The organism is Streptomyces yongxingensis (assembly GCF_055597465.1).
This window is the reverse complement of sequence record NZ_CM145717.1, coordinates 3,484,039-3,510,044: the sequence shown is the minus strand read 5'-3', so window position 1 is coordinate 3,510,044 and position 26,006 is coordinate 3,484,039. Positions and strand designations below refer to the sequence as shown.

The 26,006-nt window shown below is 71.9% G+C and carries 27 protein-coding genes; 21 read left to right on the top strand and 6 right to left on the bottom strand.

The features are described 5' to 3' along the window. Positions 1-191: 191 nt before the first annotated feature. Positions 192-1,061 carry a hypothetical protein gene (locus ACZ6TD_RS14625; protein WP_471354185.1) on the top strand — a complete coding sequence of 290 codons (870 nt, stop codon included), beginning with the start codon at positions 192-194 and terminating at the stop codon, positions 1,059-1,061. A 58-nt stretch (positions 1,062-1,119) separates the two neighbouring features. Here the strand turns inward: ACZ6TD_RS14625 and ACZ6TD_RS14620 are convergent, their stop codons facing one another. Together ACZ6TD_RS14620 and ACZ6TD_RS14615 are read right to left on the bottom strand one after the other, a co-directional pair. Next, positions 1,120-2,445 (bottom strand): D-arabinono-1,4-lactone oxidase, encoded by a 1,326-nt coding sequence (locus tag ACZ6TD_RS14620; protein WP_471354183.1) that lies wholly within the window; start codon positions 2,443-2,445, stop codon positions 1,120-1,122. After that, the gene (locus tag ACZ6TD_RS14615) at positions 2,399-3,655 is read right to left on the bottom strand and encodes an MFS transporter (RefSeq protein ID WP_471354182.1); all 1,257 of its coding nucleotides are present in this window, start codon (positions 3,653-3,655) and stop codon (positions 2,399-2,401) included. Before ACZ6TD_RS14615 ends, ACZ6TD_RS14620 begins: the two co-directional genes overlap by 47 nt. A gap of 119 nt (positions 3,656-3,774) precedes the next feature. Here ACZ6TD_RS14615 and ACZ6TD_RS14610 point away from each other — a divergent pair, with 119 nt between their 5' ends. Together ACZ6TD_RS14610 and ACZ6TD_RS14605 are read left to right on the top strand one after the other, a co-directional pair. Continuing rightward, a complete protein-coding gene (locus tag ACZ6TD_RS14610; protein WP_471354180.1) occupies positions 3,775-4,926 on the top strand; it encodes a ferrochelatase in 1,152 nt (383 codons plus the stop codon). Positions 4,927-5,024: 98 nt separating this feature from the next. After that, positions 5,025-5,825, top strand: coding sequence for an inositol monophosphatase family protein (locus ACZ6TD_RS14605; RefSeq protein WP_452872759.1), 801 nt, complete (start codon positions 5,025-5,027; stop codon positions 5,823-5,825). A gap of 172 nt (positions 5,826-5,997) precedes the next feature. On the opposite strand, the gene ACZ6TD_RS14600 is transcribed toward ACZ6TD_RS14605, so the two are convergent. Beyond that, positions 5,998-6,171, bottom strand: a complete 174-nt coding sequence (locus tag ACZ6TD_RS14600) for a hypothetical protein (RefSeq protein ID WP_020867951.1) — start codon at positions 6,169-6,171, stop codon at positions 5,998-6,000. Between the two features lie 360 nt (positions 6,172-6,531). Here ACZ6TD_RS14600 and ACZ6TD_RS14595 point away from each other — a divergent pair, with 360 nt between their 5' ends. From ACZ6TD_RS14595 to ACZ6TD_RS14580, 4 genes are all read left to right on the top strand, one after another. Next, positions 6,532-7,185: a response regulator transcription factor gene (locus ACZ6TD_RS14595; RefSeq protein WP_014055413.1), complete on the top strand. Its 654-nt coding sequence runs from the start codon at positions 6,532-6,534 to the stop codon at positions 7,183-7,185. Positions 7,186-7,191: 6 nt separating this feature from the next. Beyond that, positions 7,192-8,439: a sensor histidine kinase gene (locus ACZ6TD_RS14590; RefSeq protein WP_471354178.1), complete on the top strand. Its 1,248-nt coding sequence runs from the start codon at positions 7,192-7,194 to the stop codon at positions 8,437-8,439. 406 nt (positions 8,440-8,845) lie between these two features. Continuing rightward, on the top strand, positions 8,846-9,148 hold the full coding sequence (locus ACZ6TD_RS14585) for a DUF4193 domain-containing protein (RefSeq protein WP_009714537.1): 303 nt from the start codon (positions 8,846-8,848) through the stop codon (positions 9,146-9,148). 35 nt (positions 9,149-9,183) lie between these two features. Beyond that, positions 9,184-9,864 (top strand): hypothetical protein, encoded by a 681-nt coding sequence (locus tag ACZ6TD_RS14580; RefSeq protein ID WP_471354176.1) that lies wholly within the window; start codon positions 9,184-9,186, stop codon positions 9,862-9,864. 18 nt (positions 9,865-9,882) lie between these two features. On the opposite strand, the gene ACZ6TD_RS14575 is transcribed toward ACZ6TD_RS14580, so the two are convergent. After that, positions 9,883-10,329 (bottom strand): DUF3093 domain-containing protein, encoded by a 447-nt coding sequence (locus ACZ6TD_RS14575; RefSeq protein ID WP_471354174.1) that lies wholly within the window; start codon positions 10,327-10,329, stop codon positions 9,883-9,885. Positions 10,330-10,388: 59 nt separating this feature from the next. On the opposite strand from ACZ6TD_RS14575, the gene ACZ6TD_RS14570 reads away from it, so the two are divergent. From ACZ6TD_RS14570 to ACZ6TD_RS14535, 8 genes are all read left to right on the top strand, one after another. Continuing rightward, positions 10,389-10,970, top strand: a complete 582-nt coding sequence (locus ACZ6TD_RS14570) for a PaaI family thioesterase (protein ID WP_471354172.1) — start codon at positions 10,389-10,391, stop codon at positions 10,968-10,970. Beyond that, complete coding sequence (gene dut / locus ACZ6TD_RS14565) at positions 10,967-11,482, top strand: dUTP diphosphatase (protein WP_037962336.1); 516 nt, start codon at positions 10,967-10,969, stop codon at positions 11,480-11,482. The genes ACZ6TD_RS14570 and dut overlap by 4 nt, the downstream gene beginning before the upstream one ends. Position 11,483: 1 nt before the next feature. Continuing rightward, positions 11,484-12,269, top strand: coding sequence for a DUF3710 domain-containing protein (locus tag ACZ6TD_RS14560; RefSeq protein ID WP_470011976.1), 786 nt, complete (start codon positions 11,484-11,486; stop codon positions 12,267-12,269). A 266-nt stretch (positions 12,270-12,535) separates the two neighbouring features. Then, positions 12,536-13,447: a hypothetical protein gene (locus ACZ6TD_RS14555; RefSeq protein ID WP_471354169.1), complete on the top strand. Its 912-nt coding sequence runs from the start codon at positions 12,536-12,538 to the stop codon at positions 13,445-13,447. Between the two features lie 267 nt (positions 13,448-13,714). Further along, entirely contained in the window at positions 13,715-16,327 is a 2,613-nt protein-coding gene (locus tag ACZ6TD_RS14550) for an ATP-binding protein (RefSeq protein ID WP_471354167.1), read from the top strand. Continuing rightward, on the top strand, positions 16,324-17,007 hold the full coding sequence (locus ACZ6TD_RS14545) for a response regulator (protein ID WP_471354165.1): 684 nt from the start codon (positions 16,324-16,326) through the stop codon (positions 17,005-17,007). Before ACZ6TD_RS14550 ends, ACZ6TD_RS14545 begins: the two co-directional genes overlap by 4 nt. Before the next feature lie 236 nt (positions 17,008-17,243). Continuing rightward, the gene (locus ACZ6TD_RS14540) at positions 17,244-17,663 is read left to right on the top strand and encodes an OB-fold nucleic acid binding domain-containing protein (RefSeq protein WP_471354164.1); all 420 of its coding nucleotides are present in this window, start codon (positions 17,244-17,246) and stop codon (positions 17,661-17,663) included. A 3-nt stretch (positions 17,664-17,666) separates the two neighbouring features. After that, positions 17,667-18,488 carry a DUF3159 domain-containing protein gene (locus tag ACZ6TD_RS14535; protein ID WP_471354162.1) on the top strand — a complete coding sequence of 274 codons (822 nt, stop codon included), beginning with the start codon at positions 17,667-17,669 and terminating at the stop codon, positions 18,486-18,488. 52 nt (positions 18,489-18,540) lie between these two features. On the opposite strand, the gene ACZ6TD_RS14530 is transcribed toward ACZ6TD_RS14535, so the two are convergent. Then, positions 18,541-19,218: a potassium channel family protein gene (locus ACZ6TD_RS14530; RefSeq protein ID WP_030834322.1), complete on the bottom strand. Its 678-nt coding sequence runs from the start codon at positions 19,216-19,218 to the stop codon at positions 18,541-18,543. Beyond that, positions 19,215-19,883 carry a potassium channel family protein gene (locus ACZ6TD_RS14525; protein ID WP_037962347.1) on the bottom strand — a complete coding sequence of 223 codons (669 nt, stop codon included), beginning with the start codon at positions 19,881-19,883 and terminating at the stop codon, positions 19,215-19,217. Before ACZ6TD_RS14525 ends, ACZ6TD_RS14530 begins: the two co-directional genes overlap by 4 nt. Before the next feature lie 612 nt (positions 19,884-20,495). On the opposite strand from ACZ6TD_RS14525, the gene ACZ6TD_RS14520 reads away from it, so the two are divergent. The 6 genes from ACZ6TD_RS14520 to ACZ6TD_RS14495 are packed head-to-tail and all read left to right on the top strand — an operon-like array spanning position 20,496 to position 25,964. Beyond that, entirely contained in the window at positions 20,496-22,028 is a 1,533-nt protein-coding gene (locus tag ACZ6TD_RS14520; protein WP_471354160.1) for an ATP-binding protein, read from the top strand. Further along, the gene (locus ACZ6TD_RS14515) at positions 22,025-22,453 is read left to right on the top strand and encodes a roadblock/LC7 domain-containing protein (RefSeq protein ID WP_037962350.1); all 429 of its coding nucleotides are present in this window, start codon (positions 22,025-22,027) and stop codon (positions 22,451-22,453) included. The genes ACZ6TD_RS14520 and ACZ6TD_RS14515 overlap by 4 nt, the downstream gene beginning before the upstream one ends. Continuing rightward, a complete protein-coding gene (locus ACZ6TD_RS14510) occupies positions 22,450-22,806 on the top strand; it encodes a DUF742 domain-containing protein (protein ID WP_037962352.1) in 357 nt (118 codons plus the stop codon). The genes ACZ6TD_RS14515 and ACZ6TD_RS14510 overlap by 4 nt, the downstream gene beginning before the upstream one ends. Then, positions 22,784-23,395, top strand: a complete 612-nt coding sequence (locus ACZ6TD_RS14505) for a GTP-binding protein (protein ID WP_471354157.1) — start codon at positions 22,784-22,786, stop codon at positions 23,393-23,395. Before ACZ6TD_RS14510 ends, ACZ6TD_RS14505 begins: the two co-directional genes overlap by 23 nt. After that, on the top strand, positions 23,392-24,864 hold the full coding sequence (locus ACZ6TD_RS14500) for a cytochrome P450 (protein WP_471354155.1): 1,473 nt from the start codon (positions 23,392-23,394) through the stop codon (positions 24,862-24,864). The genes ACZ6TD_RS14505 and ACZ6TD_RS14500 overlap by 4 nt, the downstream gene beginning before the upstream one ends. Further along, entirely contained in the window at positions 24,846-25,964 is a 1,119-nt protein-coding gene (locus ACZ6TD_RS14495) for a cytochrome P450 family protein (protein WP_471354153.1), read from the top strand. Before ACZ6TD_RS14500 ends, ACZ6TD_RS14495 begins: the two co-directional genes overlap by 19 nt. Positions 25,965-26,006: the final 42 nt, after the last annotated feature.

The window sequence follows — 26,006 nt, the reverse complement described above, 5'->3', positions numbered from 1 at the left end:
TTCGGGCCGCTCAGGTGGAGCGGCACGCCAGCCGAGTTCATGGCCGGGAGGGGGGTGGCAGCCTGAATCCTCCGAAGTGAGGCCCAATTTGGGTGGCAAGTTTCACAGAAACGACAGAATCGGAACGATCTGCTTCGTTTATCGGTCACTTCTCCCTGCAGGCTGGAACGAATGTCCAAGCGAGGCGGGAGATGCACGGCAAGGCCGACAGCGACGGACAACACAAGAGCGGGCGGATCGAGCTGAGCGTGGCCCATGTGGCGGGCAGCGCGCTGGCGGCCGTCGCGGCCGCGGTGCTCGCGTCCAAACTGGGCGTCTACGGGACGATCCTGGGCGCCGGTGTGGTGAGCGTGGTGGCGACCGCGGGCGGCACCGTCTTCCAGCACCTGTTCCGGCGCACCGGTGAGCAGATCAAGGAGGTGCGGGTCCAGACGCGGCCGACCGGGCGCCGGCGGTACGGCGGTCCCGCCGGTCCCGCCGAGCCGGTCGCGCCCCCGGGGGCCCCGGCCCCCGGCGAGTACGGCGAGCCGACCACGCACGGCGCCCGGCCGCGCGTCCGGCGACGCCGCGCCCTCGGGGCGGCCGCCGTCTTCGTCGCCGCCATGAGCGTGATCACGGGGATCGAGATGTTCTCCGGCGGCCCGGTGTCCAACGTCTGGGGGGAGAACCGGACCGGAACCACCGTCAGCGACAGCGTGAGCGGCTCCTCGGGGCCGAAGTCCACCCCCGGCCCCTCGCGCCGGGACCCGGCCGACCCGTCGCGGAGCCCCGGCTCCTCCCGGGGCGGCGACGAGGCGCCGTCCCCGGGCATCTCCCGCGGGGGCGGCGCGGCCGACGCCTCGACCGCGCCGACCTCCGACGCGTCCGGATCGTCCGGCTCCGGGAAGGGCTCCGGCGGCGACTCCGGCCAGGACGGCGGCACCGGCGGCGCGACCGCGCCCGGCACCTCCGCGCCCGCCACCCCGGGCCCCTCCCGGACCCCGTCCGGCGGTGCCACGGAGGGCGGAACGGACAGTTCCGGCGAGGCCACGCCCACGCCGAGCGCCACCGGCGCGCCGTGACGCGTCCGTCGGCCGACAGGCCGTGAGGCGTCAGTCGGCCGACGGACCGTGAGGCGCGTCAGTCGCCGAGCACCCGCCGCAGATAGTCGTTGGTGAACAGCCGGTCCGGGTCCAGCCGGTCGCGCACCGCCGCGAACTCGCCGAACCGCGGATAGACCCCGGCCAGATAGGCGGCGTCGCGGCTGTGCAGCTTGCCCCAGTGCGGACGGCCGCCGTGCGCGATCATGATCTGCTCGGCCGCCGTGAAGTACGCCCGGTGCGGAGTGCCCCGGTACAGGTGGACGGCGATGTACGCGGTATCGCGCCCGGAGGCGGTGGACAGCGGGATGTCGTCGGCGGGCGCGGTGCGCACCTCCACCGGGAAGCTGACCCGCAGTCCGGACCGCTCGACGGTCGCCTTGAGCTCGCGCAGCACCGTGACGGCGGCCTCGCGCGGCACGGCGTACTCCATCTCCAGGAACCGCACCCGGCGCGGAGAGGTGAAGACTTTGTAAGGGATGTCCGTGTAGGTCCGGGCGGACAGGGCGCGGCTGGAGATCTTGGCGATTCCGGGGATGGTGGCGGGGACCGCCCGGCCCACCGAACAGGCCACCTGGAAGATGCCGTTGGACAGCAGTTCGTCGTCCACCCAGCCGCTGACCCGGCCCACCGGGGCGGCGGGGCCGGTACTGCGGTTGTTGCGCTTGGTGTTGCAGTTGCCGGTGTGCGGGAACCAGTAGAACTCGAAGTGCTCGTTCTCGGCCACGAGCTGTTCGAAATCGGCCATCACGCGGTCGAAGGGCATGGGCTCCTCGCGCGCCGTGAGGAGGAACTCCGGTTCCACCCCGAAGGTGATCTCGCTGACCACGCCGAGCGCGCCGAGCCCGATCCGGGCCGCCGCGAAGACCTCCGGGTTCTCCTCCGCCGAGCAGCGCAGCACCGAACCGTCCGCCGTCACCAGCTCCAGGCCCTTGATCTGGGCGGCGATCGAGGCGCTGTCCCGGCCGGTGCCGTGGGTGCCCGTGGAGGTCGCCCCGGCCACCGTCTGCTCCATGATGTCGCCCATATTGACCAGCGAAAGACCATGGGCCGACAGCGTCTCGTTGAGCTGCCGGAGCGAGGTGCCGGCCGCGACGGTCACGGTCCCCGCCTCGCGGTCCAGCCCGCGCACGCCCGCCATCCGGTCGGGGCGTATCAGCAGCCCGTCGGTGGCGGCCGCGGTGGTGAAGGAGTGCCCGGTGCCCACCGCCTTCACCTTCAGCCCCTCCGTCGTCGCCCGGCGCACCAGCTCGGCCAGCTCCTGCGTGGACGACGGGGCGACGATCCGCGCCGGGCGGGCCATCACGTTCCCCGCCCAGTTACGCCACACGCTGCTCCGTACGGTCTTCACGGTCCTGACGGCCATCCGCACCCGACCCCTCCCGCTGTGGCGCCGGCCGGAGCCGGCGGTACCCGAGGAACGCCACCGCAGCCGCGAGCGCCCCGGCCACGGCCGGCACCGCGTACCCCGCCCGGGCGCCGGCCGCGTCCACCACCCATCCGGCGGCCGACGAGCCGAGCGCCACCCCGACCGCGAGCCCGGTGCTCACCCAGGTCATCCCCTCGGTCAGATGCGCGCGTGGTACGTGCCGTTCGACAAGGGCCATGGTGGTGACCATCGTTGGTGCGATGGCCAGGCCCGCGACGAAGAGCGCCACGGCCAGGAACGGCAGGTTCCCGACCAGTTGGAGCGGGATCATACTCACGGCGATCGCACAAATACCCCACAACCAACGACGGGACACCGGACCGCTCAGCCGCAGGACCCCGAAGACCGCGCCCGCGAGGCAGGAGCCCGCCGCGTAGACCGCCAGGACCAGACTGGCCGCGCCCTTGTGGCCCTCGTCCTCGGCGAAGGCCACCGTCACCACGTCGATCGCCCCGAAGATCGCGCCGGTCGCCATGAAGGTGGCCACCAGCACCTGGAGCCCGCGCGAGCGCAGCGCCGAACCGCCGGTGTGGTGCCCGCGCGGATGCGGTACGGGCTCGGTGGCCCGCTGCGCGGTCAGCGAGAAGACCCCGGCCGCCAGGAAGCAGGCGGCCAGCAGCGGGCCCGCCTCCGGGAACCAGGAGGTGGACAGCCCGATCGAGATGACCGGCCCGACGATGAAGCAGATCTCGTCGACGATGGACTCCCACGCGTACGCGGCGTGAAGTTCGTGCGGGGAGTCCTCGTAGATCGCCGCCCAGCGGGCCCGCACCATGGAGCCCACACTGGGCACACAGCCGGACGCGGCGGCGAAGACGAACAGCGTCCAGTCCGGCCAGCCCCGGTGCGCGCTCAGCAGCAGCCCGCAGACGGCCGTCAGCGCCACCAGGGTCGCCGGGCGCAGCACCCGGCGCTGGCCGTGCCGGTCGACCAGCCGGGATATCTGCGGGCCGATGACGGCGGCGGAGAGCGCCAGCGTGGCCGACAGGGCGCCCGCGAGCCCGTACCGGCCGGTGAGTTCGGAGACCATGGTGACCACGCCGATGCCCGCCATGGACAGCGGCATCCGCCCGAGGAAGCCGGCCGCGGAGAACTCCTTGGCGCCGGGGGCGGCGAAGATCGCGCGGTAGGGGCTGGCACTGGGCAAGGCAGTCTCCGCCGTGAGCAGGGTAAGGATCGTCGAGCGCTGATACAGATTACGGGCCCGCGCCCGGTTCGCGCAGGGCCGTTTCCCGCCCGTCAGAGGCGGGTGGCAGGATCGGGAGCATGCCGGATCAGTCAGTACAGCCTGCCCCCGACCCCTATGACGCACTGCTGTTGCTCTCCTTCGGCGGTCCGGAGGGCCCCGATGACGTCGTGCCGTTCCTGGAGAACGTCACGCGCGGGCGGGGCATCCCCCGCGAGCGGCTGAAAGAGGTCGGCCGGCACTACTTCCTCTTCGGCGGGGTCAGCCCGATCAACGCGCAGAACCGCGAGCTGCTGCACGCGCTGCGCAAGGACTTCGCCGAGCACGGCCTGGACCTGCCGGTCTACTGGGGCAATCGCAACTGGGCGCCGTATCTGACCGACACCCTGCGCGAGATGGCCGCCGCCGGCCACCGCCGCATCCTGGTGCTGGCCACCAGCGCCTACGCCTCGTACTCGGGCTGCCGGCAGTACCGCGAGAACCTCGCGGACGCCCTGGCCGCCCTGGAGGGCGAGGGCCTGCCGCTGCCGCGCGTGGACAAGCTGCGGCACTACTTCAACCACCCCGGCTTCGTACGGCCCATGGTGGACGCCACGCTGGCCGCCCTCGCGGAGCTGCCCGGGGACCGGCGCGCCGGGGCCCACCTCGCCTTCACCACCCACTCCATCCCGACCGCCGCCGCCGACACCTCGGGCCCGGTCGAGGCCCACACCGAGGACGGGGAGGGCGGCGCGTACGTCGCCCAGCACCTCGACGTCGCCCGGCTGATCGCGGACGCGGTGCGCGAGGAGACCGGCGTCGAGCGCCCCTGGCGGCTGGTCTACCAGTCGCGCAGCGGTGCGCCGCACATCCCCTGGCTGGAGCCGGACATCTGCGATCACCTCGAGCAGCTGCACGGCGAGGGCGCGCCCGCCGTCGTCATGGTCCCGATCGGCTTCGTCTCGGACCATATGGAGGTCAAGTACGACCTCGACACCGAGGCCACGGCCAAGGCGGCCGAGCTCGGGCTGCCGGTCTCCCGCGCTTCGACCGTCGGCGCCGACCCTCGGTTCGCCGCGTGTGTGCGCGATCTGGTGCTGGAGCGCGCGGCCACCGAGCGCTTCGCCGAGGGCCGGGCGGCGGCCGCCCCGGAGCGCTGCGCCCTGGGCGCCCTCGGCCCGAGCCATGACGTGTGCCCGGTGGGCTGCTGCCCGGCCCGGTCGCCGCGCCCCGCCGCCGCGGGCGCCGACTGAACGCGCCCGCCCTCACGCCCCGGGCTCCGGCCGGCCGCGCCCGCCGCCCCGGCCCGCCACCGCCGCTCGCCCCTCCGGGCAATCCGCTAAGGAGCACGATGACCGACCCGCTCATGACCGAACTCCTCGAGACGGCGCTGGAGGCCGCCCGCGGCGCGGGGGACCTGCTGCGCGACGGCCGCCCGGCCGACCTCGGGGTGGCGGCCACCAAGACCAGCCCGATCGACGTCGTCACCGAGATGGACATCGCCGCCGAGAAGCTGATCACCGACCTCCTCGCGCGCCGCCGCCCGCGGGACGGAGTGCTGGGGGAGGAGGGCTCCAGCAGCGAGGGCAGCAGCGGGGTGCGCTGGGTGATCGACCCGCTCGACGGCACCGTGAACTACCTCTACGGCCTTCCGTCGTGGGCGGTCAGCATCGCCGCCGAGAAGGACGGCGAGGCGGTCGTCGGGGTGGTGATCGCCCCGGTGCGCGGTGAGACCTTCCACGCGGTCCTGGGCCAGGGCGCCTGGCGGAACGGGGAGCAGGTGCACTGCCGCCCCGCGGCCCCGCTGGAGGAGTCGCTGATCGGCACCGGCTTCGGGTATGTGCGCGAGCGCCGCATCGGGCAGGCCAGGGTCCTGGGCGGGGTGCTGCCGCGGGTGCGGGACATCCGGCGCGGCGGATCGGCCGCCATCGATCTGTGCGATGTGGCCTGCGGGCGGCTCAACGGCTACTACGAGCGCGGGCTCAACCCCTGGGACTTCGCGGCCGGTGCGCTCATAGCGCGGGAGGCGGGCGCGCTCACCGGAGGGCGGCCGGGCGTCCCGGCCTCCACCGAGCTGACCATCGCCGCCGCCCCCGGTCTCTTCGAGCCGCTGCGGGGGCTTCTGGACGATCTGGGCGCCTGGCACGACTGATCCCGCCCCCGGCCCCGTCCACACACACCGAAGCGCCCCGGAGTCACGAGGACACCGGGGCGCTTCGGCGTGGTTACCGGATGTTTTCTGGATCGCCATCCGGCGGTGAAGGGGAATCGGTCACACGGTCATATGGAATCCGGATCTGGATCGGGTCCGGAATCCACAAGGATCAAGCAAACGAGGCGCTTACTTCGACGCCGTGCTCGGCGGCGAGGCGACGGAGGTCTTCCAGCTCCGACTGCTCCACGTCCACAAGAAAGTCGTCGCCCGTCTCACGGGCGCGAATGAGATCGGACTTGGTGTTCTCTATGCGCTGCAGAATGCCTGCGGTGAACGCGTCCATGTTGCGCCCCCTCGTCGTGGGTCGGTGGCACGGGGGTGTGCCGACGGCGGGTTGATCACGTGCGTGCCCCTGCCGACGGCAATGCCAGCCAGATATGCCGGGGACAGGGCGTGATCGCGGGTGTGCAGTCGTCCTCCCCACCCCGTCTTCGGGGGAAACCTCCGGACCCGAAAGAATCTGAATTCGGTGTTCCGGCCGCCGCGGGCCCCTCCGCCGCGGCCATGATCCGCACTCGGGATCCCGCGGCGACCCTCTTACCGCCGGTTTATGAGACTTCGAGGCAGGATGGAGGCGCCGAACACCCATCGAGTTTGGCGAGATCACCCCGCCCACTGCGGCAATCAAGGAAGGACCAACGACGTGCGCGTACTCGTCGTCGAGGACGAGCAGTTGCTCGCCGATGCGGTGGCCACCGGACTACGCCGGGAGGCCATGGCCGTCGACGTCGTGTATGACGGAGCCGCCGCCCTGGAGCGGATCGCCGTCAACGACTATGACGTCGTCGTCCTCGACCGGGACCTGCCCCTCGTGCACGGCGACGACGTCTGCCGCAAGATCGTCGAACTCGGCATCCCCACCCGTGTGCTGATGCTCACCGCCTCCGGCGACGTCAGCGACCGGGTGGAGGGCCTGGAGATCGGCGCGGACGACTATCTGCCCAAGCCCTTCGCCTTCAGCGAACTGATCGCGCGGGTCCGGGCGCTCGGCCGCCGGACGACCGTGGCCCTGCCGCCCGTCCTGGAGCGCGCCGGGATCAAGCTGGACCCCAACCGCCGCGAGGTGTTCCGGGACGGCAAGGAGATCCAGCTGGCGCCGAAGGAGTTCGCGGTGCTGGAGGTGCTCATGCGCAGCGAGGGCGCCGTGGTCTCCGCGGAGCAGCTGCTGGAGAAGGCATGGGACGAGAACACCGACCCGTTCACCAACGTGGTGCGGGTGACCGTGATGACCCTGCGCCGCAAGCTGGGCGAGCCCGCGGTGATCGTCACCGTCCCCGGCTCGGGCTACCGGATCTGATCGGGCATGGCGACGACTCCGACCCCGCTGCCGCCGACGGTGCCGCCCAAGCCCAGCTGGGACCCGCAGGCCGGCTCGCGCCCGAACCCCTGGCTGCGCCCCACGATCCGGATACGGCTCACCCTGCTGTACGGCGGGATGTTCCTGATCGCCGGGGTGGTGCTGCTGACGATCATCTACCTGCTGGCCGCCCAGGCCCTGCACGTCGGCAACGAGCTGCCGTTCAAGCTCGTCGGCGGCAGTGTCCAGCCGACCAACAACACCTGCCCCGAGATCATCGGCCAGAGTAGCCCCGACCAGTTCAACGCGGTCCTGAACACGTGCATGAAGGAGCAGCGCCAGCTCGCCCTCGACGGGCTGCTGCGCCGCTCCCTGATAGCCCTCCTGGGCCTGTCCGTGATCGCCTTCGCCTTCGGCTACGCGATGGCCGGGCGGGTGCTCTCGCCGCTCGGCCGGATCACCCGGACCGCGCGCCAGGTGGCGGGCTCGGACCTGTCCCGCCGGATCGAGCTGGACGGCCCGGACGACGAGCTCAAGGAGCTCGCCGACACCTTCGACGAGATGCTGGAGCGCCTGGACCGGGCGTTCACCGCCCAGCAGCGGTTCGTCGCCAACGCCTCGCACGAGCTGCGCACCCCGCTGGCGATCAACCGCACCCTGCTGGAGGTGCAGCTCTCGGACCCGCAGGCGTCCCCGGAGCTGACCCAGCTCGGCAAGACCCTGCTGGCCACCAACGAGCGCAGCGAGCAGCTCGTGGAGGGCCTGCTGCTGCTGGCCCGCAGCGACAACGAGATCGTCGACCGCAAGCCGGTGGACCTCGCCGAGGTGGCCTCCCAGGCGCTGGAGCAGGTGCGGGCGGAGGCGGAGGACAAGGGCGTGGAACTGCGCGGACAGCGCGCCCCCGCGGTGGTCCAGGGCAACGGGGTGCTGCTGGAGCGGATCGCGCTGAACCTGGTCCAGAACGCGGTGCGCTACAACGTGGCCCGGGACGGCTGGGTGGAGGTCACCACCGAGAGCCGGCAGGGCCAGGCCGTGCTGGTGGTCGCGAACACCGGCCCGGTGGTCCCCGCCTACGAGATGGACAACATCTTCGAGCCCTTCCGCAGGCTCCGCACCGAGCGCACCGGAAGCGACAAGGGCGTCGGCCTCGGGCTGTCGATCGCGCGCTCCGTGGCGCGCGCCCACGGCGGCCGCATCGCGGCGGAGCCGCGCGAGGGAGGTGGCCTGGTGATACGGGTGGTGCTGCCGGTGTGACGTCGGAGAGCGCGCGGCCGGGGACCCGCCGGGATGTGTTCGCTTTGGGCGGAATTTTCGGGATCCGCCCACCCGGGGTAGGGTGTGTGATCGATCACATGGGCGATTTTCCGGCCATATACTCTGCGTGATCGTCGCGGTTGACAGAAAGCCGGGAAAATCCGGGTTTTCAGGGGCCGTGATCACGGGAAGTACACGTCATGGCGCATGTGAGTGCGACATTCGGACCGTGTACGGTCCCGATGGCCATCCAACCCGATCACCTCTTCAGGGGTGCGGTTGGGTGTCGATTGAGTAACAGACCTTGATGTGAGGCAAAATCTCCGCCTCGGGTCGGGCACAAGTCCGGCCTCTCACGCGTTACGTGCGCTGGAGACACCACAGACACCCAGAGGGGGAGACAGACATGGCAACGGATTACGACACCCCACGCAAGACCGACGATGACGTCAACGAGGACAGCATCGAGGAACTGAAGGCCCGGCGGAACGACAAGTCCGCGTCCACCGTCGACGTGGATGAGTTCGAGCAGGCCGAGGGCCTGGAGCTGCCCGGTGCGGACCTCTCCAACGAGGAGTTGTCCGTCCGGGTCCTGCCCCGCCAGGCCGACGAGTTCACCTGCATGAGCTGCTTCCTTGTGCACCACCGCAGCCAGCTGGCCGCCGAGACCAAGAACGGCCAGCCGATCTGCCGCGACTGCGCGGCCTGAGCCGCGGGGTCGGCGTGGAGGTGGAACACGACGACATGGACGAGACCGAGCGGGGCCGGATGGCCTCGCTCGCGACCTCTGTCGGCCGTGGCGTGCGACGAGGCGGTGAGCGCGCGAGAGCGGGGGTCTACGCGGTCGCCGACCGGATCATCGCGAACGCTCCACGTATTCCCGTCCGCGATCTCGCGACGCTGCGCAAGCAGTTCCCGGGGCTGGGCCCCGAAGAGCTCGCGGACAAGCTGGTGGCCGGTGCCGCGGGCGGCACCGCCACAGTGGGCGCGGGCGTCGGTGCCGCGGCGATGCTGCCGGCCCCGCCCGCCATGCCCACCGAGCTGGCCGCCGAGATCATCGGCGTGGCCTCCATAGAGTTCAAGCTGATCGCCGAGCTGCACGAGGTCTACGGCGTGCGTGCGCCCGGCTCCACGCGTCAGCGCGCCGTCGCCTATCTCGGCGCCTGGGCCGAGGAGCGCGGTATCGACGTCGGCCAGCCGGCGACCGTCAACGCGGCTCTCGGCGTCCAGATGAAGCGCGAGCTGCGGCAGCAGGTCCTCAGACGCGGCTTCCGGAACATGCCGTCCCTGGCGCCCTTCATGGTCGGCGCGGCCGTGGGAGCCGCGATGAACCGGCGCGACACCAAGAAGCTCGCGCGCAAGGTCCGCAAGGATCTGCGGGCCAAGCAGATCCCCTGGGACCTCCCCGTAGCCCTGGAGAAATGAGCTCCCCGCGCGCCCCCGTCACGCCGGGCGCACGGCCGTGAGCGCGGCGGCGAGCGCCTCCGGATTCCGTGTGGACACATACACATACGGTGTCGGGTCCTCCGGATCGGTGACAGCCACCCGCAGCGCGGTCGGGATGTAGCTGCGCAGCAGCATGAACGCCCGCGGATCGGCCTTGTAGGTCCGCCAGGCGGCCGCCTCGGTGGCGTCCAGCACCTGCGGGGTCCCCAGCGCCGACACCGGGATCTTCGCCTCTCCGGCGACCAGCGAGTCCGCCACCACGCGCACCCGCGCCGAGCCGTACGAACTCACCGCCACACAGGCCAGTGCCGCCCCGCCGATCAGCCCGCCGAGCATCGGCAGGGTGCCGAACGGCAGCATGATCAACCCCACCGAGACCCCGATCAGGACGGCGATGAACCACCAGGAACGGGGCGCGCTGAGGCGTTCTTCGTAAGGCTGCATGCGTATCAGCTTGGCATGGCCGCCGACCCCGGTTGTTCTCGCGGGTAAGGTCAGCCGTTGTGAGTGGACGAACGACAGGGCTGACGCCGCCGGAGGGCGCCACGGCACCCGTGCGCCACCCCGACGCGCCCGCGCCCGGGGAGACCCTCGGCGCGCACTACGACCAGTGCTTCGGCTGCGGCGACCGGGCGGGGGGCCTGGGGCTGACCACACGGGCGGGCGAGGGCGTGAGCGTCACCGCCGAGTTCACCGTGCGCACCGGCCATCAGGGCGCGCCGGGCCTGGCCCACGGCGGGGTGCTGGCCGCGGCGCTGGACGAGACGCTCGGGTCGCTCAACTGGCTCCAGCGGGTGATCGCGGTGACCGGGCGGCTGGAGACGGACTTCGTACGGCCCGTGCCGGTCGGCGCCGAGCTCCACCTGGAGGCACGGGTGACCGCCGTGCACGGCCGCAAGATCTACTGCTCGGCCACGGGCCGGATCGACGCCCCCGACGGCCCCGTCGCGGTGCGGGCGCAGGCCCTCTTCATAGAGGTGCGGGTCGACCACTTCATCGAGAACGGCCGGGCGGAGGAGATCGACGCGGCGCTCGCCGACCCGGATCAGGTGAAGGTCGCGCGCGCTTTCGAGGTGAACCCATGAGCCCGCTGCCCGTCGACGTGCTGATCCGCAGGGTGGACCCCGAGGTGCCGGTCCCCGGCTACGCCCACCCCGGCGACGCGGGGGCCGACCTGGTCACCACCGAGCCCGCGGAGCTGGCCCCCGGAGAGCGCGCGGTTCTGCCCACCGGAGTGTCTATCGCGCTCCCGGAGGGGTATGCCGCCTTCGTGCATCCACGGTCCGGACTCGCCGCGCGCTGCGGCGTCGCCATGGTGAATGCCCCGGGGACCATCGATGCCGGGTACCGTGGAGAGATCAAGGTGATCGTGGTCAATCTGGACCCGCGCGAGAGCGTGCGGTTCGAGCGCTTCGACCGGATCGCCCAATTGGTCGTCCAGCAGGTCGAGAAGGTGCGCTTCCAGGAGGTGGCGGAGCTTCCCGGGTCGGCGCGGGCCGAAGGGGGCTTCGGGTCCACCGGCGGTCATGCCGCCGTGGACGGCACAACGGGTGGGAATGGATACGCTTCGGTCGGTTCCGACCGGGAAGGACGATGACGTGTTCGGACGTCGCCGCAAGCGCAGCAAGGAGGACGTCGAGTCGCTCGACGTGACCTCCGACGAGTTGGCCGAGGACGCGGAGGACGCGGACGGCGCTGAGGACACCGCCGCACCCGTGGAGGGCGGGCGGGTGAGCCTGCCGCCGGCCCCGCGCCCCGAGGGCCCCTGGGACGTGTCCGAGGTGCGTGAGCCCGGCGAGGGCCGGGTGGACCTCGGCGGGCTGTTCGTGCCCGGCGTGGAGGGCATGGAGCTGCGGGTGGAGGTCGCGGGGGACGCGATCGTCGCCGCGACCGTGGTGCTGCGGGACAGCGCCGTGCAGCTCCAGGGGTTCGCCGCGCCCAAGAAGGAAGGCATCTGGGGCGAGGTGCGCGACGAGATCGCCACCGGCATCACCCAGCAGGGCGGGATCGTGGACGAGGTCGAGGGCCCGCTCGGCTGGGAGCTGCGTGCCCAGGTGCCGGTGCAGCTCCCGGACGGCAAGAACGGTGTGCAGGTGGTCCGCTTCGTCGGCGTGGACGGGCCCCGCTGGTTCCTGCGCGGCGTGATCTCCGGGCAGGGCGCGGTGCAGCCCGAGACCGGCAGCCTCCTGGAAGCGATCTTCCGGGACACGGTCGTGGTGCGCGGCGATGGCCCGATGGCCCCGCGCGACCCGATCGTCCTCAAGCTGCCGGACGACGCGCAGATGGTGCCCGACGGGGTGCAGCAGGACGAGGCGCAGGGCTCGCGGTTCGCGGGTGGCGCCGACCGGCTCCAGCGCGGCCCGGAGATCTCCGAGGTGCGCTGAGCCGCCCTCGCTCGCGGCAGCTCGCGTACGTCTGCTCGCGCACGGCGGAGAGCCAAGGCCCGGAAGGGGCCCGGGGCAGGGCCCCCGGGCCCCTTCGGCATGTCCCGGAGCCTTCCCTTCGGGTTTTCGGGATTTTCCCGGGAGCCGTTGAACACACCCGCCGTACTGGCCGTACTCATGGGCGCGAGACCTTGTGACGCTCCGAGGGGGAGAGGGCGCGTCGCGAGACACACCCCCTGTCCGACCTCAACGAGGTGAGTGATCAGATGTCGCGTGGCCTTCCGTTACTGCACCGCCGGAGAATCCTGGTCTCCGGGGCGATCGGCGGTATCACGTGTGCGGCCGTCGCGGTGGGAGCCGCCATGGCCGGTCAGGACGGCGGCGGCGACGCCGGTGCGTCGACCAAGGCGGCCTCGACCATCAGCTGCCCCGCCGTCGCCGGTTCCCTCCCGGAGATCCCGGCGGAGGCCCAGGCCGAGGTGGACCGCAACCTCGCCCTGCTGGACACCCAGCTGGCGGAGGCCAATAAGCGGCTCAGCACCAGCCAGGGCGAGGGCGGCCCCAACTTCGTGCAGAACGCCATCCTCGGCCCGCTGGCGGACAAGCGGAAGTCCACCCTGGACCGCATCGCGATCTCCATAGGACGGCACGCCGAGAAGCCGGCGGGGCTGGACGCGCTCGCCGAGTGCACGCTGTCGGACGCCGGGGCGGGAGCGGGCTCCGACACCGGCGCGGGCGGCGAGGCGGGCGGCGCCGCGAGCCCGACCGCCGCCGCGTCCCAGCCCGCGGACGAGCAGGGTGGCGGAGCCGACCAGGGTGGCGGAGCCGACCAGGGCGGAGGAGCCGAGCAGGGCGGCGGCGGGGCCGGCGCGGGCTCCGGCCAGACGATCAGCTGCCCCGATGTCGCCTCCGAGATCGGCGACGTGCCGGCCGCCGCCCAGGCCGAGGTGGACCGCAATATCGCGCTGCTCCAGACCCAGCTCGACGAGGCCAACAAGCGGCTGGCCTCCTCCGCGGGCGAGGGCGGCCCCAACTTCGTGCAGAACGCCATCCTCGGCCCGCTGAAGGACAAGCGCGCCTCCACGATCGACCGCATCGAACTCTCATTCTCCCGCCAGGGCTCGACCGCCCCCTCCGGTCTTGACGCCTTGGCGGGCTGCTCGCTCGCGTCCGGCTGAGCCGACGGCGTAAGGCCCGGCCCGATGTGAGCGTCTACCGGTGGGCCGTACTCTTCTCTGCGGAGTACGGCCCACCGGCTTTTTCCCGGGGTTTGCCCCGAGGTGTTCGGGCGCCGCGCGTCAGAGACGCGTCAAGAGGGCGCCGCCGGCCGTAAGGGAGGCGTCAAGGGACGGCCGGTCCGGCCGGGGGCGGGGTTTGCTCGACGGGTATCGCCCGCCGGAAGCTCGCCGAGCGCTCAGGCGCCGTCCAACAGGGAAAATAGGGGCATGGGACGCGGAAAGTTGCGGATCTACCTCGGTGCGGCACCGGGCGTCGGCAAGACCTACGCGATGCTGTCCGAGGGGCACCGCCGGGTCGAGCGGGGCACGGACCTCGTGGTCGGCTTCGTGGAGCACCACGGCCGCCGGCGCACCCAGGTGATGATGCACGGGCTCGAGGAGGTGCCCCGCCGGGAGGTGGAGTACCGGGGGTCCACCTTCGGCGAGATGGACGTGGACGCGGTGCTGGCGCGCCGCCCCGCCGTCGCGCTCGTCGACGAGCTCGCCCACACCAACGTCCCCGGCTGCCGGAACGAGAAGCGCTGGCAGGACGTCGAGGAGCTGCTGCGGGCGGGCATCGACGTCGTCTCCACCGTCAACATCCAGCACCTGGAGTCGCTGGGGGACGTGGTGGAGTCGATCACGGGGGTACGCCAGCGGGAGACCGTCCCGGACGAGGTGGTGCGCCGGGCCGACCAGATCGAGCTGGTCGACATGTCGCCCCAGGCGCTGCGCCGCCGTATGGCGCACGGCAACATCTACGCGCCCGACAAGGTCGACGCCGCGCTGTCGAACTACTTCCGGCCCGGGAACCTGACCGCGCTGCGCGAGCTGGCCCTGCTGTGGACCGCCGACCGGGTGGACGAATACCTCCAGCAGTACCGCGACGAGCACTCCATCCGCTCCACCTGGCAGGCGCGTGAGCGCATCGTCGTCGGGCTGACCGGCGGCCCGGAGGGGCGGACGCTGATCCGCCGGGCGGCCCGGATGGCGGCCAAGGGCTCCGGCAGCGAGATCCTCGCCGTCTACATCGCCCGCAGCGACGGTCTGACCTCGGCCTCTCCCAAGGAGCTGGCGGTCCAGCGCACCCTCGTCGAAGACCTCGGGGGCACCTTCCACCACGTCATAGGGGAGGACATCCCCAGGGCGCTGCTGGAGTTCGCCCGCGGGGTCAACGCGACCCAGGTCGTGCTCGGCTCCAGCCGCCGCAAGACCTGGCAGTACGTGTTCGGACCCGGGGTGGGCGCCACCGTCGCCCGGGAGTCCGGACCGGACCTGGACGTCCACATCGTCACCCATGACGAGGTCGCCAAGGGCCGCGGGCTGCCGGTCGCGCGCGGCGCCCGGCTCGGCCGGTCCCGGCTGATCGCGGGCTGGGTGGTCGGGGTGGCCGGACCGGCCCTGCTGACGCTGCTGCTCACCGCCACCGGTGCCACCCTCGCCTCGGAGGCGGGGCCCGGTTTCGCCAACGAGGTGCTGCTCTTCCTGTTCCTCAATGTGCTGGCCGCCCTGCTGGGCGGCATGGTGCCCGCCCTCGCCTCGGCGGCCGTCGGATCGCTGCTGCTCAACTACTACTTCACGCCACCCACCCACACCCTCACCATCGCCGACCCCGAGAACATCGTCGCCATAGCGATCTTCGTGGCGGTGGCCGTCTGCGTGGCCTCCGTGGTCGATCTCGCCGCCCGCCGCACCCATCAGGCCGCCCGGCTGCGCGCCGAGTCCGAAATACTCTCCTTCCTCGCGGGCAGCGTGCTGCGCGGCGAGACCAGCCTGGAGGCGCTGCTGGAGCGGGTCCGCGAGACGTTCGCCATGGACTCCGTCGCGCTGCTGGAGCGGGAGAGCGATGTCGCCCCCTGGACCTGCGCGGGCAGCGTCGGCGGCCACGGCGGCACTCCGCCGCCCGAGCGGCCCGAGGACGCCGAGGTGGACATGCCGGTCGGCGACCATATGGCGCTCGCGCTCTCCGGCCGGGTCCTGCCCGCCGAGGACCGCCGGGTGCTCGCCGCCTTCGCCGCCCAGGCGGCCGTCGTCCTCGACCGGCAGCGGCTGGCCCAGGAGGCCGGGCAGGCCCGTGAGCTGGCCGAGGGGAACCGCATCCGCACCGCGCTGCTCGCCGCCGTCAGCCACGATCTGCGCACCCCGCTCGCGGCCATCAAGGCGGCCGTGAGCTCCCTGCGCTCCGACGACGTGGCCTGGTCGGCGGAGGACGAGGCCGAGCTGCTGGAGGGCATCGAGAGCGGCGCCGACCGGCTGGACCACCTGGTGGGCAACCTCTTGGACATCTCCCGGCTCCAGACCGGCACCGTCACCCCGCTCATCCGGGAGATCGACCTGGACGAGGTCGTGCCGATGGCGCTCGTCGGCGTCCCCGAGGCCGACGTCGCCCTCGACATCCCCGAGGAGCTGCCGATGGTCGCGGTCGACCCCGGGCTGCTGGAGCGCGCCGTCGCCAACATCGTGGAGAACGCGGTGAAGTACAGCCCGCAGGACCGCCCCGTGCTGGTCTCCGCGAGCGCCCTCGGCGACCGGGTGGAGCTGCGCGTGGCCGACGGCGGGCCGGGCGTGCCGGACAGCGAGAAGGACCGTATCTTCGAGCCCTTCCAGCGGTACGGGGACGCCCCGCGCGGCGCCGGGGTCGGCCTCGGGCTCGCCGTCGCCCGCGGCTTCGCCGAGGCCATGGGCGGGCGGCTGACCGCCGAGGACACCCCCGGCGGCGGGATGACCATGGTGCTCACGCTGCGTGTCGCCCGCGACCGCCCGCCGGCCGCCCCCGCCCTCCCGGTCCAGGTCGGCTCCATGTCAGGCACAACGATGCGGAAAGGCAGGCCCGCCGGATGAACCGGGTGCTCGTGGTGGACGACGAGCCGCAGATCGTGCGCGCCCTCGTGATCAACCTGAAGGCGCGCAAGTACGAGGTGGAGGCGGCCTCGGACGGCGCCACCGCGCTCCGGCTCGCCGCCGCCCGCCATCCCGATGTGATCGTGCTCGACCTCGGCCTGCCCGATATGGACGGGGTGGAGGTGATCAGGGGGCTCCGGGGCTGGACCCGGGTGCCGATCCTGGTGCTCTCCGCCCGTCAGACCTCGGACGAGAAGGTCGAGGCGCTCGACGCGGGGGCGGACGACTACGTCACCAAGCCGTTCGGCATGGACGAGCTGCTCGCCCGGCTGCGCGCGGCCGTCCGCCGCGCCGAGCCCGTCGGGCAGCCGGAGGACTCGGTGGTGGTGGAGACCGACGCGTTCACCGTCGACCTGGCCGCGAAGAAGGCCCACCGCGACGGCCGCGATGTGCGGCTGACCCCCACCGAATGGCATCTGCTGGAGGTCCTGGTGCGCAACGCCGGCCGCCTGGTCAGCCAGAAGCAGCTGCTCCAGGAGGTCTGGGGTCCCTCGTACGGCACCGAGAGCAACTACCTGCGGGTGTACATGGCGCAGCTGCGCCGCAAGCTGGAGGCCGACCCCTCCCATCCGCGGCACTTCATCACGGAACCCGGCATGGGGTACCGGTTCGAGCGGTGAGGGCGCGAGGTGGGTGTCCGGCCGGGGGTCCGGGGGTTGCCCCCGGGGGATGCCGCATCACGGAACCCGGCATGGGGTACCGGTTCGAGCGGTGAGGCCGCGAGGTGGGTGTCCGGCCGGGGGTCCGGGGGTTGCCCCCGGGGGATGCCGCATCACGGAACCGGGCATGGGGTACCGGTTCGAGCGATGAGCGCGGGGACGGCGTTTCGGTGATGGCTCACCGGTACGCTGGCCGTATGAGTTCCGTACGCCACCCCTCCGACGGGGCCGACAGGGGAGACAGGCCGGCCGGCCGGTTCCGGCGGATGCTGGACCGGCTGTCGAGCTCCCAGGAGGAACTGCACTCCGCCGAGTTGCAGCAGGACGCGGAGGCCGCGGGCTGTACCAAGATCGGCGACTGCGGTGACCGCCAGATCGTCAAGGTGACGGGCACGCTGCGCACGGTGACCCTCAGACCGCGGGCCGGAGTTCCCGCACTGGAGGCGGAGCTCTTCGACGGCACCGCCGCGCTGGACGTGGTGTGGCTGGGCCGTCGCTCCATCATCGGGATAGAACCGGGGCGCAAGCTGATCGCCTCGGGCCGGATCTCCATGAGCCATGGGCGCCGGGTGCTGTTCAATCCGAAGTACGAACTCCGACCGCTCGGACAGGAGTAGCCGGTGACGCCAGACGACAAGACGCCCCCGACCGGGCACCGACGCACCGCCGCCGACAGCAGGGCGGCGGCGGACACCGCGCTCCTGGAGGCGTTCGGCGGGGTGCGGGGCATGGTGGACACCACCGTCCCCGGTCTGGTCTTCGTCCTGCTGTACACGATCAAGCGGGACATCCACCTGGCCGCGATCGCCGCGCTCGGCCTCACCGTGCTGCTCGGGCTCGCCCGGCTGGTGCGCAAGGAGACGCTGAAGCACGCCTTCAGCGGCGTCTTCGGGGTCGCGTTCGGCGCGATCTTCGCGATGATGTCCGGCGACGCGAAGAACTTCTATCTGCCGGGCATGCTCTACACCCTGGGCTTGGCGATCGCCTACATCCTCTCGGCGATCTTCCGCTTCCCGCTGATCGGGGTGCTGCTCGGGCCGATGCTGAAGGAGAACCTCTCCTGGCGCACCCGCAACCCCGGCCGGTTCCGCGCCTACACCCGGTCCACCTGGGCGTGGGGGCTGATCCTGCTGGCCAAGTCGGCCGTGCTGTTCCCGCTCTACTGGTGGGGGGACGCCACCCAGCTCGGCTGGGTCAAGGTCGCGCTCGGGATTCCGCCGTTCCTGCTCTGCGTCTATCTGACCTGGATCTTCCTGGCCAAGGCCCCGCCGCCGATCGACGTCATCGCGGAGATGGAGGCGGAGGAGAAGGCCGAGCGGGACCGGGAGCGGGCGAAGGCCGAGGCCGACAAGGTCGCCGATCCGCTGCTCTCGGAGTGGACCGGCCAGATCGTGTCCGAGGCCCGTACCGAATCCGCCGACCGGCAGCCGCCCCGGCACTGAGGCCCGCCGCCCTGGGCTCCCGAGCCGGGAGCCCAGGGCGGGAGTTCACGGCCTAACCGGCGGCGTCCTGGCGCTGGACGGACAGCAGTTGCTCGAGCTGCTCCTCGCGCGCCTGCGCCGCGACGAACAGCAGCTCGTCCCCGGCCTCCAGCACATCGTCCTTGTTCGGGGTCAGCACGCGGGTGCCGCGGATGATGGTGACCAGCGTGGTGTCCTCCGGCCACTCCACATCGCCGACCCGGGTGCCCACCAGCGCCGCCTCCGGCGGCAGCGTCAGCTCCACCAGGTTGGCGTCGCCGTGGCTGAAGCGGAGCAGCCGCACCAGATCGCCGACGCTCACCGCCTCCTCGACCAGCGCCGACATCAGACGCGGGGTGGAGACGGCCACATCGACGCCCCACGCCTCGTTGAAGAGCCACTCGTTCTTGGGGTTGTTGACCCGGGCGACCACCCGGGGCACCCCGTACTCGGTCTTGGCGAGCAGCGAGACGACGAGGTTGACCTTGTCGTCACCGGTGGCCGCGATGACCACGTTGCAGCGCTGCAGCGCGGCCTCGTCCAGCGAGGTGATCTCGCACGCGTCGGCCAGCAGCCACTCGGCCTGCGGAACCCGCTCCACCGAGATGGCGGTCGGCGCCTTGTCGATGAGGAGCACCTCGTGCCCGTTCTCCAGCAGCTCGCTCGCGATGGAACGCCCCACGGCGCCCGCACCGGCAATGGCAACTCTCATCGCCCGGCCTCCTCGGGACCCTTTTCAAAGGCCGCCTCGACCTTCTCGACCTCGTCGGTGCGCATCATCACATGCACCAGGTCGCCCTCCTGGAGCACCGTCTCGGAGGTCGGCAGCATCGCCTCGCCGAGCCGGGTGAGGAACGCGACGCGCACGCCGGTCTCCTCCTGGAGCTTGCTGACCTTGTGGCCCACCCACGAGGGGGAGATGTGCACCTCGGCCAGCTGGACCCCGCCACTGGGGTCCCGCCACAGCGGCTCAGCGCCGGACGGCAGCAGCCGCCGCAGCATCTGGTCGGCGGTCCAGCGCACCGTGGCCACGGTCGGGATGCCGAGGCGCTGATAGACCTCGGCGCGGCGGGGGTCGTAGATCCGGGCCGCCACGTTCTCCACGCCGAACATCTCGCGGGCCACCCGGGCCGCGATGATGTTGGAGTTGTCGCCGCTGCTGACCGCGGCGAAGGCCCCGGCCTCCTCGATGCCCGCCTCGCGCAGGGTGTCCTGGTCGAAGCCGACGCCGGTCACCCGGCGCCCGCCGAAGCCCGCGCCGAGGCGGCGGAAGGCGGTGGGGTCCTGGTCGACGACCGCGACCGTGTGCCCCTGTTGCTCCAGGGTCTGGGCGAGGGCCGCGCCCACCCGGCCACAGCCCATGATCACGATATGCATGCGTCCTACCCCGCACTCCTGATGACCGTGCCGACCTGCGCAAACACCCTGCTCACATCTTCCTTCCAGGACCTACGGGGCGACAGCGGGGCGGGACCCCGATGCCGGTGCCCGGGGACGACGGGAGTCGGCCGCCGCGGCACCTGTCCCCACCGTATCCGTACCGGCGGCCCGCTCCCCCGTCCGCGCGCGACGGTCCGGAAATGAAGGTGGTGACGTATGACATAGCGGGAAAGTTCCCACGGTGATCCGTGATGGGGGGAGGTGGCCGGAGGTGATCGCGGACACGCCGGGAGGAAAGAGGTAACGATCATTTCCGGTTGCGGATGCCCGGTGAAAGGGCTGTCGGTGATCAGCCGCGACCACTACGGTGGGCCCGGGTTACGGCGCTCCTCAGGTGGTCGCGACCCTTCATCTTCGCCTGAAATCCCGGATCTTCACCGAAACCACATGACAAATGCCCAGTCATTCGGGCTGGTTCGAACTTTGTCACGGGTGTCGGACGCTAGGTCACGACATGGCTAAGATGATCGTCGTATTCCGTTTCCGGACGGGACATCAGGGCTCTGAACGTTCCTTCCGCGCCCGCGTTTCTCCTGCACGAGGTTCCTGATGACTGATCACATATCGGAGGCGGTGAGCTGGTGTCTGGCCGTCGGGCTTCTCGTCGTCCTGGTGCTTCTGATCCGCCAGCGGCAGATCACCGCCGGAGTCCGCAGGCGCAACGCCACGCTCGAGGACAGCCTGCTCGCCCGTGACGAGGAGGTGCGCCACCTCGTCGACGTACGCCTCCCCTCGATCGCCGACGCGCTGAGCCAGCCCGGCCCGCTGCCGGGCCTGCGCGACGAGAAGCTGGCCGGTACGGCCTTCGCGCAGAGTCTGCACGCCGTCATGGAGCAGTTCACCCGGACGGTGGACAAGGCGCAGACGCGCGCCGACGCCTCCGCCAAGGCGGCGCTCAAGGCGTCCATGCGAGCCGTCCAGGGACTCGCCAACGAACAGCAGGTCTCCATCTCCGAGATGCAGGAGCGGCACGACAACCCCGATGTGCTGCGGGACCTGCTGGAGATCGACCACGCCAACGCCCAGTTCGGCCGGCGCGCCCAGGCCATCGCCGTGCTCTGCGGCTCCTGGCCCGGCCGGCAGCGGCTGGCCTCCTCGCTGACCGACGTGGTCCGCGGTGCCAAGTCGCGCATCCGCGACTACCAGCGGGTTCAGGTGCACACACTGATCGACGTCGCCGTGGTGAGCCGGGCCGTGGAGCCCGCCGTGCTCGCGGTCGCCGAGCTGCTGGACAACGCCGCCCGCCACTCGCAGCCCAACACCTCCGTGGAGGTCAGCCTCCAGCCGGTGCACAACGGTGCCTGCATCGTGATCGACGACGCCGGTGTGGGCATGGACGGCCTGGAGGTCCAGCGGGCCGCCAACCTGCTCTCCGGCCAGCGTGCCGTGGACGTCTCCCGGCTCGGCGACCCGCCGCAGTTCGGCTTCGCCGTGGTGGGCCTGCTGGCCGCGCGGTACGGCTTCAGCGTCTCGGTGGACACCCGGTCCCCGTACGGCGGTGTGCGCGCCGTGCTGTTCCTGCCGACCGAGCTGCTCACCCACATCGACCCCGACGAGCGGCCGGGCACCGTCGGGCAGGACCCCGAGGGCGCCGAGCCGCTGCACACCCTGCCCTCCCGCCGGACCCGTCCCCCCAGAAGGGCGCCGCACGCGCCGACCGCCCCGGCCCAGGCGCGGGAGCCGTCCCCGATCCCGCACCAGGCCCCGGGGCCGCACCAGGCCCCGATCCCGCACCAGGCCCAGCCTCCGGCACCGGGCCCGGCGGCGCCCGCCCCGGAACCGGCACCCGCCCCGGCGCCCCAGCCGTCCCCCGACGGCGAGGGCACGCGTGTGTACGGCACCACGGCGGGCGGTCTGCCCAAGCGCCGCCGCCGGGAGGCCGCGGCCACCCCGCCGCCCGGCGACTGGACCACGGGCGCCGGGCAGACCGGCGCCGCCGACCCCGACACGGGCGCGTTCCGCGTGCGGTCGGCGAAGGAAACCGCTTCGCGGATGGGCGCTTTCGCCCGCGGCACCCGCTCCGGCCGTTCCGCCACCCAGGACTCCGCCCCTCACCATGACGAAGGGAATCGCCAGGCATGAACGACCATCTCAACAACGAGCTCGGCTGGATGCTCGACGAGGTCGTCAAGATGCCGGAGGCGCGGCACGCGATCCTGCTCTCCGCGGACGGGATGCTCCGGGCACACTCCCAGGGCATCGCGCGCGACGAGGCCGAGCGCCAGGCCGCCGCACTCTCCGGGCTGCAATCGATCAGCCGCTCCACCTCCGAGTTCTGTGATCCGCACGAGACGCCCTGGCAGCAGACGCTCGTCGAGTTCGTCGGCGGGTACGTCTTCCTGATCGCCGCCGGGCCCGGTGCGTATCTGGCGGTCTCGGCCACCGAGGCCGTGGACATGGAGGCGGTCAGCTACCGGATGCAGAAACTCGTCGACCGGCTCGGCAAGGAGCTCACCAGCCCGCCGCGGCAGGGCCTCCCGCGGCAGGGGATCGGCAGCCACGCATGAGCCCGGGGAGGCGCGAACGAGGATTGGTACGGCCGTATGTCGTGACCGACGGCCGTGCCTACCCGACTCGTAACACCTTCGACCTGGTGACCCTGGTCATGGCCCATCCCGACCGGCCGCTCACCGGGCTCAGCCCGGAGAAGCGGCGGGTGATGGAGCTGTGTCTGGGCGGCGCGCTCTCGGTGGCCGAGGTCGCCGGGTATCTGGAGCTGCCCGTCAGCGTCACCAAGGTCCTGCTCGGCGACCTCGTGGACAGCGGCCACATCAGCGCGCGGGCCCCCATCCCGCCCGCCGAACTCCCCGAGGTCCAGCTCCTCCAGGAGGTGCTCGATGGACTCCGCGCTCGCCTCTGACCAGGCGGCCTATCTCCCGGCCACGGTGCGGGTGGCGGCGAAGATCCTGGTCGTCGGGCACTTCGCCGTCGGCAAGACGACCTATGTGAACTCGCTGTCCGAGATCCGGCCGCTGCGCACCGAGGAGACGATGACCGAGGCCGGTGCGCTCACCGACGATCTGCGGGGCATCGAGGACAAGACGACCACCACCGTCGCCATGGACTTCGGCCGGCTCACCCTCAGCGAGTCCCTGGTGCTCTATCTGTTCGGCACGCCGGGGCAGCAGCGCTTCACCCGGCTGTGGCGGGACATGACGCTCGGGGCGCTGGGCGCGCTCGTGCTGGCCGACACCCGGCGGCTGGAGCAGTCCTTCCCGGTGATGGCCGTCCTGGAGGAGCACGGACTGCCGTACGCCGTCGCCGTCAACCACTTCGAGGGCGCTCCCCGCTTCGCCGAGTCGGAGGTCCGGGAGGCCCTCGATCTGCTTCCGGAGACGCCCCTGGTGACCTGCGATGCCCGGGACCGGACCTCCTCCACCCACGCGCTGATCGCCCTCGTCCAGTACCTACAGGCCCGCCAGACCCGTAGTTCTCAGGAGATTGTGTGACCAACAGTCCAGCCGCCGGGCCCGTTCCGCCGCCCGGCTGCCCCGCGCACGCCGCCCCCGCCGAGGCCGGGAGCGCCACCGGGTCCCGCGCGGCCGTACCGATGTACGGTCCCGAGTTCGCCGCCGACCCGCACGGCGCCTATGCGCGGATGCGCGCCACCTTCGGGCCGATCGCACCGGTCGAGCTGTCGCCGGGGGTGCACGCCTCGTTGGTCACCAGCTATCAGCTCGGCCTGGAGATCCTGCGCGACACCGAGCGGTTCGCCAAGGACCCGCGCGGCTGGCGGGCGATGCAGGACGGCACCGTGGGGCCGGACAACCCGGTCGCGCCGATGATGATGTACCGGCCGAACGCGCTGTTCAGCGACGGGGAGGCACACGCCCGGCTGCGCGGGGCGATCACCGACAGCCTGGACCGGGTGGATCCGCACGCCCTGAGCGAGTACGTCGAGCGCAGCGCGGAGACGCTGATCGACGCCTTCGCCTCCCGGGGCCGGGCCGAGCTGATCACCGAATACGCGTCGGTGCTCCCGCTGCTGGTCTTCAACCAGCTCTTCGGCGCGCGCCCGGCGGACGGGCCGAAGCTGGTCGAGACGATGATGAAGCTCTTCGACAGCGGCGAGGACGCGGCGGCCGCCAACGACGAACTGCTCCGGTGGATCTCCGGCCTGGTGGCGGAAAAGCGCGAGCACCTCGCCGCCGACGTCACCTCCTGGCTGATCGCGCACCCCTCGCAGCTCGCCGACGAGGAGCTGATGCAGCAGATCATCCTGCTGATGGCGGCCGGTACCGACCCCCAGCAGAACCTGATCACCAACGCGCTGCGGCTGCTGCTGTCGGACGACCGCTTCGCCGGTGAGCTGTCCGGCGGCAGCATGCCCGTCCAGGACGCCCTGGACGAGGTGCTCTGGAACGATCCGCCGATGGCCAACTACGGCACCCGGTTCCCCCGGTACGACTGCGAGGTGGCGGGCGTACGGCTGCGCAAGGGCGACCCGGTGCTGATCAGCTACGCGGCGGCCAACCACGAGGCCGCGCTGGCCTCCGACCGCCGCTCCGGCAACCGGGCCCATCTGGCCTGGAGCGCGGGCGCCCACCGCTGCCCCGCCGAGCGGCCCGCCCGGGTGATCGCCTCCGTGGCCATCGAGCGGCTGCTGGACCGCCTGCCGGACATGGAACTGGCGGTTCCCGTCGAGCAGCTGACCTGGCGGACCGGGCCCTTCCACCGCGCCCTGGCCGCCCTGCCGGTGCGCTTCCCCGCCCAGGCGGCGGCTCCGGCCGAGCCGTACAGAGCGTCCGTGTCCAAGTCGGCCCCATTCGACGAGAGCCCTGGAGGCAGCCAGTGGAACCCCGTCCCATCGTCCTCGACCCCGCCGGCCGTGACATCGTCGGAGAGGCAGCCCGAGTCGCAGCAGGCGGCGAGGCGACGCTTGTTGAGCTTCCTGACGGCGTGGTGGCGTGGGCAATAAGCCGCCAGCGCACGCTCAAACAGCTGCTGACCGACCCCCGGGTCTCCAAGGACCCCCGACAGCACTGGCCCGCGTGGATCAACGGTGAGATCTCGCCCGAGTGGCCGCTGATCACCTGGGTCGCCGTGGAGAACATGTTCACGGCCTACGGCGGTGAGCACCGGCGGCTGCGCACCCTGGTCTCCAAGGCGTTCACCGCCCGGCGCACCGCCGCCCTGCGGCCGCGCATCGAGGAGATCTGCGCCAGGCTGCTGGACGACCTGGCCGCCGCCGGGCCGGGCGAGGTGGTCGACCTGCGCGAGGCGTACGCGTACCCGCTGCCCATCCAGGTGATCTCCGAGCTGTTCGGGCTCGAGGACGAGAACCTGCGCGAGCGGATGCGCCGGGTCGTGGACAGCATCTTCCACACCTCCGCCTCCGCGGAGGAGGTCACCGCCACCTACGGCGAGATGTACGCCGTCCTCGGCGAGCTGGTGGCCACCAAGCGCGAGAAGCCCGGCGACGACCTGACCAGCGGACTGATCGCGGTGCGGGAGGAGGGGAGCGACTCCAGGCTCAGCGAGAAGGAGCTGACCGACACCCTCGCCCTGTTCCTCTCGGCCGGTCACGAGACCACGGTCAACCTCCTGGACAACGCCATCCACGCGCTGCTCACCCGGCCCGAGCAGCTCGAGCACGTCCGGGCGGGCCGGGCCACCTGGGACGATGTGATCGAGGAGACACTGCGGCACTCCGCCCCGGTCGCCAACCTGCCGCTGCGCTACGCCGTGGAGGACATCGAGCTGGACGGCGGCGTGGTGCTGCGCAAGGGCGACGCGATCCTGGCCGCCTACGCGGCCGCCGGGCGCGACCCGGAGGTGCACGGCGAGGACGCGGCCGCCTTCGACGTCACCCGGCAGCTCAAGAGCCATCTGGCGTTCGGCCACGGCGTCCATCTGTGCGTCGGTGCCCCGCTGGGGCGGCTGGAGGCCGCCATCGCGCTCCCGGCGCTCTTCGACCGCTTCCCCGGGCTCACCCTCGCGTCCGGGCAGGACCCGCTGGAGCCGGTGGAGTCCTTCATTTCCAACGGCCACCGCACGCTGCCCGCGCGGCTGGCCTGACCGCCCGGGGGTCCGTGCTCCCGCCCGCCCCTTTCCCCGGGG